This is a genomic window from Streptomyces sp. NPDC038200 (assembly GCF_055600785.1).
On the sequence record NZ_JBVJYH010000015.1, the window covers coordinates 37,569 to 53,566 of the forward strand.

Sequence of the window (15,998 nt, forward strand, 5' to 3'; positions counted from 1 at the left end):
TCGTGAGGCCATAAGGGCTGCTCAAAGGCAATCCGGGCACTTCAAAGGCCCGGAAGGCAGGAGACCGCACCGCAGATGACGGACCGACCCGCGCAGCGCACCCCCAACCGCCAGCTCGCCGCGCTCATCGCAGAGGCGGGGTTCTCCAACGCGGGTCTGGCTCGTCGCGTCGACCAGCTCGGCCTCGAGCACGGGCTGGACCTCAGATACGACAAGACCTCGGTCACCCGCTGGCTGCGCGGACAGCAGCCGCGCGGGACGACTCCCGCCCTCATCGCCGAGGTGTTCACCCGCCGCCTCGGGCGCCGGCTCACCGCCCAGGACCTCGGACTGGACGCCTGCGCGCCGGTCTACGCCGGGCTGGAGTTCGCGGCCACCCCGGAGGAGGCCGTCGACATCGTCAGCGGGCTGTGGCGCAAGGACTCCGGCAGCCATGCCGAGCTGCGCAAGATCGCCTTCACCCCCGCGGGGCTGGTCGTGCCCAGCCGGGACTGGCTGATCGGCAAGGCGGACGACAGGGTGGCCCGCGAGCCGGCGCCCCGGGTGCCGCCGCAGGGCCGACCCGGGGCGGTCAAGCCTCAGCCGCAGCCGGGGGTGCTCGTGCCGCCGCGGGCGCGCGGACAGGCCGAGCGCAGCGGGCACAAGGTCAGCGGCGGTGACATCGCGGCGCTGCACTCGGTCGGCGAGCTGTTCCGCACGCTCGACGACCGGTTCGGCGGCGGCCACGCCCGGCAGGCGCTGGTGCGCTATCTGGAGCACGAGTGCGAGCCGATGCTCCGCGGCAGCTACGACGAGCAGACCGGCCGCCGCCTGTTCGGTGCCGCCGCCGACCTGACCCGGCTCGCGGGCTGGACGTCGTACGACATCGCCGCGCACGGACTGGCCCAGCGTTACTTCGTGCAGGCCCTGCGGCTCGCCCAGGCGGCCGGGGACCGGGCGTACGGTTCCTATGTCCTGGTCACCATGAGCCGCCAGGCCGTCTACCTCGGCCACGGCAGGGAGGCCGTGCAGCTGGCCCGGGTCGCCCAGCAGGGCGTCGGCACCGGCGGCCCGCCGGTCGTCCAGGCGCTGCTGCACGCGTCCGAGGCGCGGGCGCACGGCGTCCTGGGCGAGGTGCGGGCCTGCACCGCCGCGCTGGTGCGGGCCGAGCGCGCGCTGGAGGCGGCCCGGCCCGGGGACGAGGTGCCGTACTGGGCCGGGTTCTTCGACGAGGCGCAGCTCGCCGACGAGTTCGGGCACTGCCACCGGGATCTGCAGCAGTTCCGGGCCGCCGCCCAGCACGCCGAGCGCTCCCTCCAGCTGCGGGCGCCCACCTATGCCCGCAGCCGCCTGTTCTGCCGGGTCGTCCTCGCCACCGCCCGGCTCGGCCTCGGCGAACTCGACCAGGCGTGCACGCTGGCCGCGGAGGCCGCGGGCCAGGCCGCCGAGATGCGCAGCGCCCGCGCGGTGGAGTACGTGAAGGAGTTCGAACGCCGACTGGAGCCGTACCGGGACGCGGCACCCGTGCGGGGGTACCGCGAGAAGGTGGCGGCCCTGGGCTGAGGACGGCCCGGACGGACGGCGTCCGGCACCGCCGTTCCCCGCCGTCGCGGCCGGACGCCGTCGCGGCGGGGGGAGGGCCGGCGGTCGCGTCCGGTGTCGCTGAACCGGGGGTGGTCACGCCGCCCTGGGCAGCGTGGGGGCCGGGTCCGCGCTGTGCATCGAGCCCGCCGCCCCCAGGTCGGAGAGGACCGCCGCCGCGGCCCGGTGGGCGGAGTGCAGGGCGCCCTGGACCGTGCTGGTGTCGCGGTGGTCGCCGCAGACGTAGAGGCCCGCCAGGAGCCGTACCGGTCGGCGCAGGTCGTGCGGCGGGCGCATCGCCGGTACCGCCTCGGGGGTGTGGTGCACGGCCAGCGTCTCCCAGCGGCGCGTCGAGGTGCCGTAGAGCCGGGAGAGGTGGATACGGACGGCGGTGTCCACGTCCGGCGGCGGCGGGCCCAGCACCGTCGAGGAGATCAGCACCCGGCCGGCCGGCGCCCGGCTCGGGTCCACGTTGCTGAGCACCGCCGTGTGCGCCACCGGCCCGCCCCGGTCGGCGTCCAGCAGCAGCGACGTGCCCGTCGAGAAGGCCGCCGCCGGCTCGTCCGTGGTGTGGTGGACGACCGTCACGGGGTGGAAGTCCGGCACCCGCAGCCCCGGCAGCAGCTCGGCCGCCGCCCGCGCGTCGGTCGCCAGCAGCACCGCCCGGCAGCGGATCTCCCCGTGCTCGGCGGTGGTCACCGAGGTCGTGGACACGGAGGTGACCCGCACCCCGGTGCGCACGGTGCCCGGCGGCAGCGACCGGGCCAGCAGCTCGGGCAGCGCCTCCGCGCCGCCCTCCGGCACCCCCAGCCGCCCCCCGGCGAAGGCGCGCAGCGCCAGGTCGGCGCACCTGCTGGAGGTGGTCAGCTCCGGATCGCACAGCAGCGCGGCGAGCAGCGGACGCAGAAAGCCCTCGATGGTGCGCGCCGGCACCCCGCGCCGGGCGAGCGCCTGGGCGGCCGGCATCTCCGGGCGGGCCAGGATGCGTTCGACGGGGGTCGCCGCGATCCGGCCGAGCGCGGCGCCGAGGCGGGCCTGGTCCACCGCGCCGCCCACCGGTGCCCCGGTGCGGGCGGGCGGGGCCGCCGCACCCCTGGGGGTGCCCGCAAGGGCCCGCACCACATGGAGTGCGCCCCGTGCGCCCCGTGCGCTCCCTCCGGACGCCGGCGCGCCCGCGCGCTGGGTGTGCCCGTCGCGGTGCAGCAGGACCCCCGGCGCGAAGCGGCGCACGGCCAGGGCGTCCAGGCCCGGGGTCAGCCGGAGTTCGGGACAGGACGTGGACAGCAGCTGTCCGATGCGGTCGAGCCGGAAGCCGTCGATCTTCTCCGTCGACATGCGGCCGCCGACGTACGGGGCGGCCTCCACGACGGTGGTGGTGACTCCTGCGCTGGTCAGCCGATGAGCCGCCGAGAGGCCGGCGATTCCGGCTCCCACGATGACGACGTCCACCTGGTACACGGGCTCAAGCACGAGGCCCCTCCTGTGGTTGCGCGGCCGGTGGAGACGTCATGCCCCCAACGGGCTCCAGGGATACCCGGGTTCGGGACGAGGGTAGGGCCGTGATCGGTCAGGAGTAGTCGCGCATCAACAGAGCACGGTCGCATAGAGGTCGCATACAGTCACTTTCGTTCGCCCGTGTTGTCTGGGGACTCATTCCGCCGCTCGGATCGCCTCGTCGATGCCCGGGAACGCGAACCGGAACCCCGACTCCAGCAACCGCTTCGGCACCACCCGCTGACTGCCCAGCACGTCCCCGGCCATCTCCCCGAGCACCGCGCGCAGCACCGGCGCGGGCACCGCGAACGCCGTCGGCCGGCGCAGCACCCGTCCCATCGCCGCGGTGATCTCACCGTTCGTCAGGGGCTGCGGCGCCGTCAGGTTGACCGGCCCGGACAGACTCTCGTCGTCCATAAGATGCCGGATCGCCGCGACCTCGTCGTGCAGCGCGATGTACGACCAGTACTGCCGCCCGTCGCCCAGCCGCCCCCCGAGTCCCGCCCGGAACAGCGGGAACAGCCGCCCCCAGGCCCCGCCGCCCCGCGCCACCACCAGCCCCGTGCGCAGCAGCACCGTCCGCACCCCCGCCGCCGCCACGGGCGCCGCCGCCTCCTCCCACTCCACGCAGAGCGCCGACAGGAACCCGTCGCCGGGCGGCGCGTCCTCGTCCACCACCCGGTCGCCGGTATCGCCGTAGAAGCCGATCGCGCTGCCGTTCAGGAACACCCGCGGCGGCTCGGGCAGCGCCGTCACCGCCTCGGCCAGCGCGGCCGTGCCCAGGACCCGGCTGTCCCGCAGCTGCCGCTTGTACTCCGGTGTCCAGCGCCGGTCGCCCACCCCGGCCGCCGCCAGGTTGACCACCGCGGCACAGCCGATCAGCCCGGCCGCGTCCACGGACTGCCGGGCGGGATCCCAGCGGACCTCGTCCGGGCCCCGGGGCGTCCGGCGCACCAGCCGGACCACCTCGTGCCCGTCCGCGGTCAGGGACCGCACCAGAGCGCTGCCGATCAGACCGGACGCGCCGGCCACCGCGATACGTGAACGTTCCATGCCCCCAGCATGACCGCGCGGACGTCCAAAACACCTTGGGACGCACGGGACACCCGCCGTAGGGTGATCGCCATGCCGGAGCCGTACATACGCATCGCCAAGGCCGACGACGACGAGGAACTGGCCGCCCTCGACCGGGCCACCTGGTCCACCCTGCACGCCGTGGCCCCCCGGCCGCAGCCGCCGTACGGGCCGTTCTTCGACGAACGGCACCCCGCGGAGCAGTTCCTCGTCGCCGAGGCCGACGGGCGCCTCCTCGGCTACGTCCGGCTCGCTCCCCCGACGCCGCTCGCCGCCAACGCGCACGTCCTGTCGATCCAGGGGATCGCCGTCGCCCAGGAGGCGCGCGGGCGGGGTGTCGGCCGCGCGCTGATCCGGGCCGCCGCCGTCGAAGCGCGCAGCCGCGGCGCACGGCGCCTCACCCTGCGCGTGCTCGGGCACAACACCCCGGCCCGGGGCCTGTACGAGTCCGAGGGGTTCACCGTCGAGGGCGTCCTGCCGGGGGAGTTCTTCCTCGACGGCGCCTACGTCGACGACGTGTGCATGGGCCGCGCCCTGTGAGCCCTACGAACTGACCAGCTCGCCCGTGTCCACCGGCGCCGTCGCCGTGGCCGCGCGCCGGGCGTCGCCCGCCACCTCGTCCGCCGTCAGCGCGTACCCCGTCTCGGCGTCCGAGGTGGAGCGGGCGAAGACCACCCCGAACACCCGGCCGTCGGTGGTCAGCAGCGGTCCACCGGAGTTGCCCGGCAGGACCGTGGAGCGGATCGCGTAGATCTCCCGGGTGACCGTACGGTCGTTGTAGATGTTCTGGCCGGTCGCCCGCACCCGGTTCCCGACCGTCGCCGCCCGCAGGTCCAGCGCCCCGTCCTGCGGATAGCCCGCCACCACCGCCGAGTCACCGCGCGCCGCCCCGGTGTCGAACCGCAGCACCGGGGCGCGCAGCTCCGGCACGTACAGCACCGCCACGTCCCGGTCCGGATCGAAGAGCACCACCCGGGCCTCGTACGACGGCCCGACCCCGCCGACCCGCACGCCCGGGTGGTCGATACCGGCCACCACGTGCGCGTTGGTCATCACATGCCCCGGCGCGAACACGAACCCGCTGCCCTCGCGGCCCTCGGCGCCCGCGGCGCCCTCGATCTTGACCGTGCTCAGCTTGGCCGCCCTCGTCGCCGCCGGGGTGACACTGTCCCCGGTCGGCCGGGGCACCCGGGCCGTCGACTCGTTCTCGAACGGGTTGAACACCTGCGGGAAACCCGCCTCGGCCAGCGCCGACGTGGCCCGGGAGAACCACGCGGGCGTGGTCCGCGGCATCGCGTCCTGCACCGCGCCCAGCAGCGTCGAGTTCCGTATCGCCGTCGTCAGCGTCTGCGAGGGGGCCGCGGCCAGCACGCTCGCCGCCACCCACGCCACGACCAGCACCGCGACCGCGTTCGCCGCCGCGCCCCCTATCCCGTCCGCCACCCGCAGCGGCCCCCGGTCCAGCTCCCCGCGCAGCCGCAGCGCCAGCCGGCCCGCCAGCTCGTGCCCCACCACCGCCGGCACCAGCACCGTCAGCACCGCGAGCACCGTCGCCGCCGCCGTGCCCCGCTCCGCCTGGCCCGTCACCCACGGCAGCACCCACACCCCGACGACCGCGCCACCCACGAACCCGGCCAGCGAGACGCATCCGGCCACCAGCCCGCGCCGGTATCCGGACACCGCGTAGACGACGACCACCAGTACGAGCACCAGGTCGAGCAGGTCCACGGAGCCGCCTTTCTCTCGGACCCCTCAGTACGGACGGGGCCGGTCCGCCGATCAGCAACGCGTGCGGGACGACCGCCGGGCGGCGGAACCGGTCACGTACGTGTGTACCCCCCGGAAACGTCCCGGACCGGGATGATGGTTCCACCAGGTGGCACAGCACACATCGCGGGCGCGGCACAGCGACCCGAGAGTGGGATCATGCGTGTCGTCCGAAGAGCCCTGACGGCCGGGAAACGGCGTACCGCAGCGGCCCTGAGCACCGTCCGGGCACCCCGCGCGGTACTCATGCTGCTCGGCTGCCTGCCCGGGGCGCTGGCCGTGGCCGCGCTGGCCCTGTGCGCCCGCGGCGTCGAGCAGGCCGTGCTGCCCCGCCTCGACCGTCCCTCCGCGGCGGCCCGGCCGCCCGTCCCCCACCACGCCGCCCGGCCGCGCATCGTGCCGCGCTCCACCTGGGTGGACCGCAGCACCGGGCGCACCCAGCCGCCGCCGCGCTACGACGACAAAGTGGTCGCCGTCTTCCTCCACCACACCGACTCGCCCAACGACTACCGGTGCGCCGACGCGCCCCGCATCATCCGTCATCTGTACGACGGCCAGACCGAGGCCCGCCGCTGGGACGACATCGGCTACAACTTCCTCGTCGACCGCTGCGGCACCATCTACGAGGGCCGCGCCGGCGGCGTCGAACGGGCCGTCACCGGCGCGCACACCCAGGGCTTCAACCACCGCACCGCCGGCATCGCCGCCCTCGGCACCTTCACCGACGGCGTCCCCGTGCCCCGGGCCATGACCGACGCGATCGCCGCCCTGGCCGCCTGGAAACTCGGCCTGGCCGACGTCGACCCGCGCGGCCGGGCCCGACTGGTCTCCAGCAGCGGCCAGAGCCGCTACAAGGCGGGCGTCACCGCCACTCTGCCCGCCTTCGGCGCGCACCGGGACGGCTTCCGGACCGACTGCCCCGGCGCGGCCCTCGCCGCCCGGCTCCCGGCGATCCGGGAACAGGCCGCCCTGCTGCAGGGCCGGCGTCCACAGCGGACTCATGGGCGGCCCGCAGCCCGTTCCGAGGCCCCCGCCCCACGGTCGAGCCCGACCCGGGCCGACCGGAGGCGGGAACCGTGAACGACAGCCGCGGCAGCAACCGCAGCGCGTCCGCGCCGGGGCGGACCGGCCGGACCCGGGCCGTCCCTCCGGCCGACGGGATCCGCGGGCGCACGGCCGCCTGGACCCGGCATCACGACCTGAACCGCTCCCACAGGCGGGGGTACCGCTGCGCGAGCACCCCGTCGTCCTCCAGGTCCAGCGGCGTGCCCTCCGGCTCGGCGGGCGCCGGGGCGATGCCCAGGTCGGGCGCGACGGCACCGGTCAGCTGCTCGTACGCCTCGTCCGCCGCGTACCCCAGCTCCTCGCCGTCGCCGTCGATCTCCTCGTCGAACTCGCCCAGCAGCTCCGCCAGCGCGTCCGGCTCGTGCAGGGCGCCCTCGAAGACCTCCCGGCCCTGGCCGATCAGCCAGCACCGGAAGAAGTCGAACGCGTCGTCGCTGCACCCGTCCAGCAGCAGCCAGGCGGCCCCCCACAGGTCCCAGCGGTAGGCGCGGTTGTAGCGGGCCTCGAAGTGACGGGCGAAGTCCAGGACCAGCTCGGGATCCAGCCGGAGCAGCCGGTCCACGAGCGCGTCGGCCTGCTCCTCGGGGTCGCCCTCGGCGGCCTCGCGGGTGGCGTCGATCAGCTCCCAGAACTCCGTCTCGTCCATCACGGCACCAGCATCGTGCCTCGGCCGGTGGGCCGCACGCGGAGTACGGCGATCGTCACGAGCCGGCCGTACCGCGATACAGCGCCGCGAGGCGGGCCGCGTCCGCCGCGAGCCGCTTCCGCAGACTCGCCGGCGCCAGCACCTCCGCCTCCGGCCCGAGCGCCGTCAGCTGGGCGTGCGCCACCTCCTCCGACTCCACGGGCAGCGTCACCGTCACCCAGCCCCCGGCGTCCGGCGCCCCCGCACCGGCCAGCGCCTCCCGCGCGCCGAGCGGATCACCGGCGTGCGGCAGCCGGCGCACGCCCTCCGGAGAGAGCCGTACGACCACCTCGGCACGGAGGATCGAGCGGGCGAACCGCTCGGCCTGCTCCGCCCAGTGGCCCGGCAGATCGAAGTCCGGGTCCCGTGCGAAGCGCTCGGCACGGGCCTCGACGGCGTCGAACCGGTCGATCCGGTACGTCCGGAAGGCACCGCCGTCCACCCGCGCGCACAGGTACCAGACGCCCGCCTTCAGCACCAGCCCGTACGGCTCCAGCTCCCGCTCGACCACGCCCTCCCCGCGCCGGTAGACGGCACCGAGCCGCCGGTCGTCCCACACGGCCCCGGCGACGGCGGGCAGCAGCGCCGGTGCCTCCGGCTCCCGGAACCACGCGGGCGCGTCCAGGTGGAACCGCTGGGCGGCACTGTCCGGGGCGTCCCGCAGGGAGGGCAGCAGCGCGGCCGACACCTTCAGCCGGGCCGCCGACGCCGCGTCCTGCAGCCCCATCTCCCGCAGCGCCCCCGGCACCCCGCTCAGGAACAGGGCCTCGGCCTCGCCGCGCGCCAGCCCCGTCAGCCGCGTGCGGTACCCGCCGATCAGCCGGTACCCGCCGGCCCGCCCCCGGTCGGCGTACACGGGCACCCCGGCCTCCGACAGCGCCTGCGCGTCCCGGGTGACGGTCCGCTCGGACACCTCCAGCTCCCGGGCCAGCTCGGCGGCGGTCATGGAGGGCCGGGACTGCAGAAGGAGCACCATCTTGATGAGCCGGGCCGCACGCATGTGTCTCATGATGCCGGGGGCCACCGACAAAGAAGGGGCACGGCGGCCGCCGTACCCCTTCCCAGGACCTCAGGTGACTACAGCCCGTACTTCTCCCGGGCCTCCTTCACCGCCGTCGCCTTGACCTCGCCGCGCCGGGCGAGCTGCGCCAGGGCCGCGACGACGATCGACGGGGCGTCGACGCCGAAGTGCCGGCGGGCCGCCTCACGGGTGTCCGACAGACCGAAGCCGTCGGCGCCCAGCGAGGACCAGTCCTGCTCGACCCACTGCGCGATCTGGTCCGGGACCTGGCGCATGTAGTCGGAGACCGCGAGGACCGGGCCCTCGGCGCCCTGCAGCGCCTGGCGGACGTACGGCACGCGCTCCTCGCCGCGCAGCAGGGCCGCGTCGGCCTCCATCGCGTCCCGGCGCAGCTCGGACCAGGAGGTCGCGGACCACACGTCGGCGGCCACGCCCCACTCCTCGGCGAGCAGCTTCTGGGCCTCGACCGCCCAGTGGATCGCCGTACCCGAGCCCAGCAGCTGGATGCGCCGGGCGTTGGCGGCCACGGTCACGCCCGCGGACTCCGCCGTGTTGAAGCGGTACAGGCCCTTGACGATGCCCTCGTCGATGCCGAGGCCCTGCGGCTTGGCCGGCTGCGGCAGCGGCTCGTTGTAGACCGTCAGGTAGTAGAAGACGTTCTGGTCCTCGCCCGGCTTGGCCTCGCCGTACATCCGGCGCAGACCCTCACGGACGATCACCGCGATCTCGTAGGCGAACGCGGGGTCGTACGTCAGCGCCGCCGGGTTGGTCGCGGCGATCACCGGGGAGTGACCGTCGGCGTGCTGCAGGCCCTCACCGGTGAGGGTCGTACGACCCGCCGTCGCGCCGACGAGGAAGCCGCGGCCGAGCTGGTCGCCGAGCTGCCACATCTGGTCGGCGGTGCGCTGCCAGCCGAACATCGAGTAGAAGATGTAGAACGGGATCATCGCCTCGCCGTGCGTCGCGTACGCGGTGGACGCGGCGATGAAGTCGGCCATCGAACCGGCCTCGGTGATCCCCTCGTTGAGGATCTGGCCGTTCTTGGCCTCCTTGTAGTACATCAGCTGGTCGCGGTCGACCGGCTCGTACGTCTGGCCCTTGGGGGAGTAGATGCCCAGGGACGGGAAGAGGCTCTCCATGCCGAAGGTGCGCGCCTCGTCGGGGACGATCGGCACCCAGCGCTTGCCGGTCTCCTTGTCGCGGACCAGGTCCTTGACCAGGCGGACGAAGGCCATGGTGGTGGCGACGTTCTGCGAGCCGGAGCCTTTGTCGAAGGAGGCGAAGGCCTTCTCGGCGGGGGCGGGCAGCGCGGGCAGCGCGTGCGTGCGGCGGGCCGGGGCCGGACCGCCGAGGGCGGCGCGGCGCTCCTGGAGGTAGCGGACCTCGGGGGAGTCGGCGCCGGGGTGGCCGTAGGGCACCACGCCGTCGGTGAAGTCGCTGTCCTTGATGGGCAGCTCCAGCAGGTCGCGCATCGTCTTGAACTCGTCCACCGTCAGCTTCTTCATCTGGTGGTTGGCGTTCTTCGACGCGAAGCCCTCGCCGAGGGTGTGGCCCTTGACCGTCTGGGCCAGGATCACGGTCGGCGCGCCCTTGTGCTCGACGGCGGCCTTGTACGCGGCGTAGACCTTGCGGGCCTCGTGACCACCGCGGGAGAGGTGGAAGCACTCCAGGATCTTGTCGTCGCTCAGCAGCTTCGCCATCTCGGCGAGCGCCGGCTCCTTGCCGAAGAAGTCCTGGCGGATGTAGGCGGCGTCCCGGGTCTGGTACGTCTGGATCTGCGCGTCCGGTACCTCGCGCAGGCGGCGTACGAGCGCGCCGGTGGTGTCGAGCGCGAACAGCTCGTCCCAGGCCGTGCCCCACAGCGTCTTGACGACGTTCCAGCCGGCGCCACGGAACTGGGCCTCCAGCTCCTGCACGATCTTGAAGTTGGCGCGGACCGGGCCGTCCAGGCGCTGGAGGTTGCAGTTGATGACGAAGGTGAGGTTGTCCAGCTCCTCACGGGCGGCGAGCGCGAGGGCCGCCGTCGACTCCGGCTCGTCCATCTCGCCGTCGCCCAGGAAGGCCCAGACGTGGGACGCCGAGACGTCCTTGATGGCGCGGTTGGTCAGGTAGCGGTTGAAGCGCGCCTGGTAGATCGCGGAGAGCGGGCCGAGGCCCATGGAGACCGTCGGGAACTCCCACAGCCAGGGCAGGCGCCGCGGGTGCGGGTACGACGGCAGGCCGTTGCCGCCGGCCTCCTGGCGGAAGTTGTCCAGGTGGTGCTCGTCGAGCCGGCCGTCGAGGAAGGCACGGGCGTAGATGCCGGGGGAGGCGTGGCCCTGGATGTAGAGCTGGTCGCCCGAGCCGTCGCCCTCCTTGCCCTTGAAGAAGTGGTTGAAGCCGGTCTCGTACAGCCAGGCCGCCGAGGCGAAGGTGGCGATGTGGCCGCCGACGCCGTGCTTCGCGCCGCGGGTCACCATGGCGGCCGCGTTCCAGCGGTTCCACGCGGTGATCCGGGCCTCCATCTCCGGGTCACCGGGCAGGCCCGGCTCGGCGGAGGTGGGGATGGTGTTGACGTAGTCCGTCTCGAGGAGCTTCGGCAGCGCGACGCCGCCCGCCTCGGCGCGCTCCAGCGTGCGGCGCATCAGGTACGCGGCGCGGTGCGGCCCGGCCTCCCTCGCGACGGCGTCCAGGGAGGCCTGCCATTCGGCGGTCTCCTCCGGGTCACGGTCCGGGAGCTGGTCGAGCGCGCTCGGCTGGATGGCGTGGGGGTCGGTCATGTCGCCGCCTTCCTCAGTCGAAGGGGGTTCCCTCATCGGTAAGGGTTCGGGGGTGCCCTTGGTCTTTGGCAGGACAGGGCAGCGGACTTCGGTGGAAGTCCGTCGGCGACTGTAACTCCCTGATCGATGATCGATCAAAGGGTTGAGGGCCAAAACTTCTCGATTTCGAGAAAGTCGGCACCCGGTGCCTTCGAAGTGGGCACCGGGTGCCGTGTTCGACCTGGGTTTTCGCAGGTGAGCGTGGGTGTGCTCGGCTGGGTCAGGCGCGCGGCGCGCAGCCCAGCACGTGCGCCTTCACCAGCTCGGGGATGCGGGGGTCCCGGCGCTTGAAGGCCTGCACCAACTCCTCGTGCTCCTCCGCGTAGGACTGCTGCACCGTGCCCAGCCAGCGGATGGACAGCGCCGTGAAGACCTCGATGCCGAGCCCCTCCCACGTGTGCAGCAGGACCGAGTTGTGCGCGGCGCGCACCAGCTCGCGATGGAAGCCGACCGTGTGCCGGACCTGGGCGGTGCCGTCGGCGTTGCGGTCGGCCTCGTACAGGGCGAGGACGTGCGGCTCCAGGGCCGAGCAGTCCTCGGCCAGCCGCTCCGCCGCCAGCTCGGCGGCGATGGCCTCCAGGCCGGCCCGCACCGGATAGCTCTCCTCCAGGTCGGCGGCCGTCAGGTTCCGGACGCGGACGCCCTTGTTCGGGGCCGACTCGATCAGGCGGAGGGACTCCAGCTCGCGCAGGGCCTCCCGGACCGGGGTCTGGCTGACCTCCAGCTCGGTGGCGATGCGGCGCTCCACGATGCGCTCGCCCGGCTGCCAGCGCCCGCTGACGATTCCCTCCACGATGTGCTCGCGGATCTGCTCGCGCAGCGAGTGGACGACGGGCGCGGTCATGGGGGCTCCTTAGGGAGGGGCCGTCCTGCGGCCCCCGGGGGCTTTGACGTTTAGACAATACGGCCGGTTCGCTTCGCGGGCAGGGCGCATGGGGGTGCTTTTGCGCAGGTGAGACGAGCCTTACACGCTGAGCACCCAGACAAACACGAACACCCCGTCCGGAAAGTTCCGGACGGGGTGCCGTACCGCCTGACGGCGAAGGCGGAGGCCGCGGAGAGCCTCGGCCGGGGTCAGAGGCCCAGTTCGACCTCGAACGCGCCCGCCTCCAGGATCGCCTTGACCGCCGACAGGTAACGGGCCGCGTCGGCGCCGTCGACCAGACGGTGGTCGTAGGAGAGGGTCAGGTAGGTCATGTCGCGGACGCCGATGACCGTGCCCTCCTCGGTCTCGATGACGGCCGGACGCTTGACCGTGGCACCGATGCCGAGGATCGCGACCTGGCCCGGCGGCACGATGATCGTGTCGAAGAGCGCGCCGCGCGAACCGGTGTTGGAGATGGTGAAGGTCGCGCCGGACAGCTCGTCCGGAGTGATCTTGTTGGCGCGGACCTTGCCCGCCAGCTCCGCCGTGGCCTTGGCGATGCCCGCGATGTTGAGGTCGCCGGCGTGCTTGATGACCGGGGTCATCAGGCCCTTCTCGGAGTCCACCGCGATCCCGATGTTCTCGGAGTCGAAGTAGGTGATGGTCCCCTCGGCCTCGTTGATCTTGGCGTTGATGACCGGGTGGGCCTTCAGCGCCTGCGCGGCGGCCTTGACGAAGAACGGCATCGGGGAGAGCTTGACGCCCTCGCGGGCCGCGAACGAGTCCTTCGCCTGGGCGCGCAGCTTCATCAGACGGGTGACGTCGACCTCGACGACCGACGACAGCTGGGCCTGCTCGTGCAGCGCCTTGACCATGTTGTCGCCGATGACCTTGCGGATGCGGGTCATCTTGACGGTCTGGCCGCGCAGCGGGGAGACCTCCAGCGCCGGGGCCTTCTTGGCGGCGGCCGGAGCGGCGGCGGCCGGAGCCGGAGCGGCGGCGGCCTTCGCGGCCTCGGCGGCGGCGATGACGTCCTGCTTGCGGATACGGCCGCCGACGCCGGTGCCCTTGACGGTGGCCAGGTCGACGCCGTTCTCGGCGGCGAGCTTGCGCACCAGCGGGGTGACGTACGCGCCCTCGTCGGTCGCCTGGGTGGCGGTCGGGGAGGTGGGCGCGGTGGCCGGGGCGACCGGGGCCGGGGCGGGCGCCGGAGCCGGGGCCGGAGCCGGAGCCGCGGGCTGGGCCGGGGCCGGAGCCGCGGCGGCGGGCGCCGGGGCCGGGGCGGCGGCCGGAGCCGGGGCAGGAGCCGGAGCCGGGGCCGGGGCCGGGGCAGGAGCCGGGGCCGGGGCCGGGGCAGGAGCCGGGGCCGGGGCGGCGGCGGGGGCCGGGGCGGCCGGAGCCGGAGCGGCGGCCGGGGCGGCACCCGGGGCACCGATGACGGCGAGCTTGGCGCCGACCTCGGCGGTCTCGTCCTCGCCGACCACGATCTCCAGGAGCACGCCGGAGGTGGGCGCCGGGATCTCGGTGTCGACCTTGTCCGTGGAGACCTCGAGCAGCGGCTCGTCGGCCTCGACGGAGTCGCCGACCGACTTCAGCCAGCGGGTGACGGTGCCCTCGGTGACGGACTCGCCCAGCGCGGGCAGGACCACGTCCGTGCCCTCGGCGCCACCGGCCGGAGCGGCGGGGGCGGCCGGGGCCTCGGGGGCCGGGGCGGGGGCCGGGGCCTCGGCCACCGGAGCGGCCGGGGCGGGGGCCTCGGCGGCGGGGGCCTCGGCGGCGGCGGGGGCCGGGGCGGCAGCGGGCGCACCCGTGCCGTCGTCGATGACGGCCAGCTCGGCGCCGACCTCGACCGTCTCGTCCTCGGCGACCTTGATGGAGGCCAGCACGCCGGCGGCGGGCGAGGGGATCTCGGTGTCGACCTTGTCGGTCGAGACCTCGAGCAGCGGCTCGTCGGCCTCGACGCGCTCGCCCTCGGCCTTCAGCCAGCGGGTGACAGTGCCCTCGGTGACGCTCTCGCCGAGCGCCGGAAGGGTTACGGAAACCGCCATGGTTTCGGTTGCTCCTAACGAATTGCGGAAGTCTGTGTCGTCGCGCCCGTTGACCGAAGGCTCAGTCGTGGGAGTGCAGCGGCTTGCCGGCCAGGGCAAGGTGGGCCTCGCCGAGCGCCTCGTTCTGCGTCGGGTGGGCGTGGATGAGCTGGGCGACCTCGGCCGGCAGCGCCTCCCAGTTGTAGATCAGCTGGGCCTCGCCGACCTGCTCGCCCATGCGGTCGCCGACCATGTGGACGCCGACCACGGCACCGTCCTTGACCTGGACGAGCTTGATCTCGCCCGCGGTCTTGAGGATCTTGCTCTTTCCGTTGCCCGCCAGGTTGTACTTCAGAGCGACGACCTTGTCCGCGCCGTAGATCTCCTTGGCCTTGGCCTCGGTGATGCCGACGGAGGCGACCTCCGGGTGGCAGTACGTCACCCGCGGGACACCGTCGTAGTCGATCGGAACGACCTTCAGACCGGCCAGACGCTCCGCCACCAGGATGCCCTCGGCGAAGCCGACGTGCGCGAGCTGGAGGGTCGGGACCAGGTCACCGACGGCGGAGATGGTCGGGACGTTGGTGCGCATGTACTCGTCGACGAGGACGTAGCCGCGGTCCATGGCGACCCCGGCCTCCTCGTAGCCCAGGCCCTGGGAGACCGGGCCGCGGCCGACGGCGACGAGGAGGACCTCGGCCTCGAACTCCTTGCCGTCCGCCAGGGTGACCTTCACACCGTCCTGGGTGTACTCGGCCTTCTGGAAGAAGGTGCCCAGGTTGAACTTGATGCCGCGCTTGCGGAACGCGCGCTCGAGAAGCTTCGAGGAGTTCTCGTCCTCGACCGGGACGAGGTGCTTGAGGCCCTCGATGACCGTGACGTCCGAGCCGAAGGACTTCCACGCCGAGGCGAACTCGACGCCGATGACACCGCCGCCCAGGATGATCGCGGACTTCGGCACGCGGTCCAGGACGAGGGCGTGGTCGGACGAGATGATGCGGTTGCCGTCGATCTCCAGGCCCGGCAGCGACTTCGGCACGGAGCCGGTCGCGAGCAGCACGTGGCGGCCCTGGATGCGCTGGCCGTTGACGTCGACGGAGGTGGGGGAGGACAGACGCCCCTCACCCTCGATGTAGGTGACCTTGCGGGAGGCGATGAGCCCCTGCAGTCCCTTGTACAGGCCCGAGATCACGTCGTCCTTGTACTTCTGGACGGCCGGGACGTCGATGCCCTCGAACGTGGCCTTGACGCCGAACTGCTCGCTCTCGCGGGCCTGGTCGGCGATCTCGCCCGCGTGCAGCAGGGCCTTGGTGGGGATGCACCCCTTGTGCAGGCAGGTGCCGCCGACCTTGTCCTTCTCGATCAGGGCGACGTCCAGGCCCAGCTGCGCTCCGCGCAGGGCCGCGGCGTAACCACCGCTACCACCGCCGAGGATCACTAGGTCGAAAACGGTGCTGGCGTCGTTCGCCACGTCACGTCCTCCATGCATGTGCGCCGTACGCCGGTCTCCGATGACCGGCAGGCGGCTGGTGTCCGGCCGCTTGATGCTTCGGCCCTTCGGTGGGGGCCCTGTCCTGCCGGGCTCCATCTTTGCACTTGTTCGAGGCGGACGAGACGCCGGGCCTGAGTGTGAGACACCCCA

12 protein-coding genes are annotated in these 15,998 nt (G+C 73.6%); 3 read left to right on the plus strand and 9 right to left on the minus strand.

The genetic code is table 11. From position 1 onward, the window contains the following. The first annotated feature begins 75 nt into the window (after positions 1 to 75). Positions 76 to 1,542: a regulator gene (locus tag ACZ7KF_RS27245; RefSeq protein ID WP_471080232.1), complete on the plus strand. Its 1,467-nt coding sequence runs from the start codon at positions 76 to 78 to the stop codon at positions 1,540 to 1,542. 114 nt (positions 1,543 to 1,656) lie between these two features. Here ACZ7KF_RS27245 and ACZ7KF_RS27250 read toward each other — a convergent pair whose 3' ends face one another. Continuing rightward, complete coding sequence (locus ACZ7KF_RS27250) at positions 1,657 to 3,030, minus strand: NAD(P)/FAD-dependent oxidoreductase (protein ID WP_471080235.1); 1,374 nt, start codon at positions 3,028 to 3,030, stop codon at positions 1,657 to 1,659. A gap of 180 nt (positions 3,031 to 3,210) precedes the next feature. Then, the gene (locus ACZ7KF_RS27255; RefSeq protein WP_471080238.1) at positions 3,211 to 4,107 is read right to left on the minus strand and encodes a TIGR01777 family oxidoreductase; all 897 of its coding nucleotides are present in this window, start codon (positions 4,105 to 4,107) and stop codon (positions 3,211 to 3,213) included. Between the two features lie 72 nt (positions 4,108 to 4,179). Between ACZ7KF_RS27255 and ACZ7KF_RS27260 the strand changes: the two genes are divergently transcribed. Next, positions 4,180 to 4,668 (plus strand): GNAT family N-acetyltransferase, encoded by a 489-nt coding sequence (locus ACZ7KF_RS27260; RefSeq protein ID WP_471080241.1) that lies wholly within the window; start codon positions 4,180 to 4,182, stop codon positions 4,666 to 4,668. Between the two features lie 3 nt (positions 4,669 to 4,671). Here the strand turns inward: ACZ7KF_RS27260 and ACZ7KF_RS27265 are convergent, their stop codons facing one another. Next, the gene (locus tag ACZ7KF_RS27265; RefSeq protein WP_471080244.1) at positions 4,672 to 5,856 is read right to left on the minus strand and encodes a MarP family serine protease; all 1,185 of its coding nucleotides are present in this window, start codon (positions 5,854 to 5,856) and stop codon (positions 4,672 to 4,674) included. A gap of 198 nt (positions 5,857 to 6,054) precedes the next feature. Between ACZ7KF_RS27265 and ACZ7KF_RS27270 the strand changes: the two genes are divergently transcribed. Next, positions 6,055 to 6,975, plus strand: coding sequence for a peptidoglycan recognition protein family protein (locus ACZ7KF_RS27270; protein ID WP_471080247.1), 921 nt, complete (start codon positions 6,055 to 6,057; stop codon positions 6,973 to 6,975). Between the two features lie 112 nt (positions 6,976 to 7,087). Here the strand turns inward: ACZ7KF_RS27270 and ACZ7KF_RS27275 are convergent, their stop codons facing one another. The 6 genes from ACZ7KF_RS27275 to lpdA form a co-directional block, all read right to left on the minus strand. Beyond that, entirely contained in the window at positions 7,088 to 7,606 is a 519-nt protein-coding gene (locus tag ACZ7KF_RS27275) for a DUF4240 domain-containing protein (protein ID WP_471080746.1), read from the minus strand. Between the two features lie 55 nt (positions 7,607 to 7,661). Further along, complete coding sequence (locus tag ACZ7KF_RS27280) at positions 7,662 to 8,645, minus strand: helix-turn-helix transcriptional regulator (protein WP_471080250.1); 984 nt, start codon at positions 8,643 to 8,645, stop codon at positions 7,662 to 7,664. Between the two features lie 77 nt (positions 8,646 to 8,722). Beyond that, the gene (gene aceE / locus ACZ7KF_RS27285; RefSeq protein ID WP_471080253.1) at positions 8,723 to 11,425 is read right to left on the minus strand and encodes a pyruvate dehydrogenase (acetyl-transferring), homodimeric type; all 2,703 of its coding nucleotides are present in this window, start codon (positions 11,423 to 11,425) and stop codon (positions 8,723 to 8,725) included. A 259-nt stretch (positions 11,426 to 11,684) separates the two neighbouring features. Then, entirely contained in the window at positions 11,685 to 12,308 is a 624-nt protein-coding gene (locus ACZ7KF_RS27290) for a GntR family transcriptional regulator (RefSeq protein ID WP_225822663.1), read from the minus strand. A 230-nt stretch (positions 12,309 to 12,538) separates the two neighbouring features. After that, positions 12,539 to 14,377 (minus strand): 2-oxoglutarate dehydrogenase, E2 component, dihydrolipoamide succinyltransferase, encoded by a 1,839-nt coding sequence (gene sucB, locus ACZ7KF_RS27295; RefSeq protein ID WP_471080256.1) that lies wholly within the window; start codon positions 14,375 to 14,377, stop codon positions 12,539 to 12,541. A 61-nt stretch (positions 14,378 to 14,438) separates the two neighbouring features. Further along, positions 14,439 to 15,827, minus strand: coding sequence for a dihydrolipoyl dehydrogenase (lpdA, locus tag ACZ7KF_RS27300; protein ID WP_471080259.1), 1,389 nt, complete (start codon positions 15,825 to 15,827; stop codon positions 14,439 to 14,441). Between the last annotated feature and the right edge of the window lie 171 nt (positions 15,828 to 15,998).

Bases quoted from the DNA above. Each gene is read 5' to 3' on its own strand.
- ACZ7KF_RS27275 (WP_471080746.1), bottom strand. From the start codon at position 7,606: ATGGACGAGACGGAGTTCTGGGAGCTGATCGACGCCACCCGCGAGGCC.
- ACZ7KF_RS27270 (WP_471080247.1), top strand. From the start codon at position 6,055: ATGCGTGTCGTCCGAAGAGCCCTGACGGCCGGGAAACGGCGTACCGCA.
- aceE (WP_471080253.1), bottom strand. From the start codon at position 11,425: ATGACCGACCCCCACGCCATCCAGCCGAGCGCGCTCGACCAGCTCCCG.
- ACZ7KF_RS27280 (WP_471080250.1), bottom strand. From the start codon at position 8,645: ATGCGTGCGGCCCGGCTCATCAAGATGGTGCTCCTTCTGCAGTCCCGG.
- sucB (WP_471080256.1), bottom strand. From the start codon at position 14,377: ATGGCGGTTTCCGTAACCCTTCCGGCGCTCGGCGAGAGCGTCACCGAG.
- ACZ7KF_RS27290 (WP_225822663.1), bottom strand. From the start codon at position 12,308: ATGACCGCGCCCGTCGTCCACTCGCTGCGCGAGCAGATCCGCGAGCAC.
- ACZ7KF_RS27260 (WP_471080241.1), top strand. From the start codon at position 4,180: ATGCCGGAGCCGTACATACGCATCGCCAAGGCCGACGACGACGAGGAA.
- ACZ7KF_RS27255 (WP_471080238.1), bottom strand. From the start codon at position 4,107: ATGGAACGTTCACGTATCGCGGTGGCCGGCGCGTCCGGTCTGATCGGC.
- ACZ7KF_RS27245 (WP_471080232.1), top strand. From the start codon at position 76: ATGACGGACCGACCCGCGCAGCGCACCCCCAACCGCCAGCTCGCCGCG.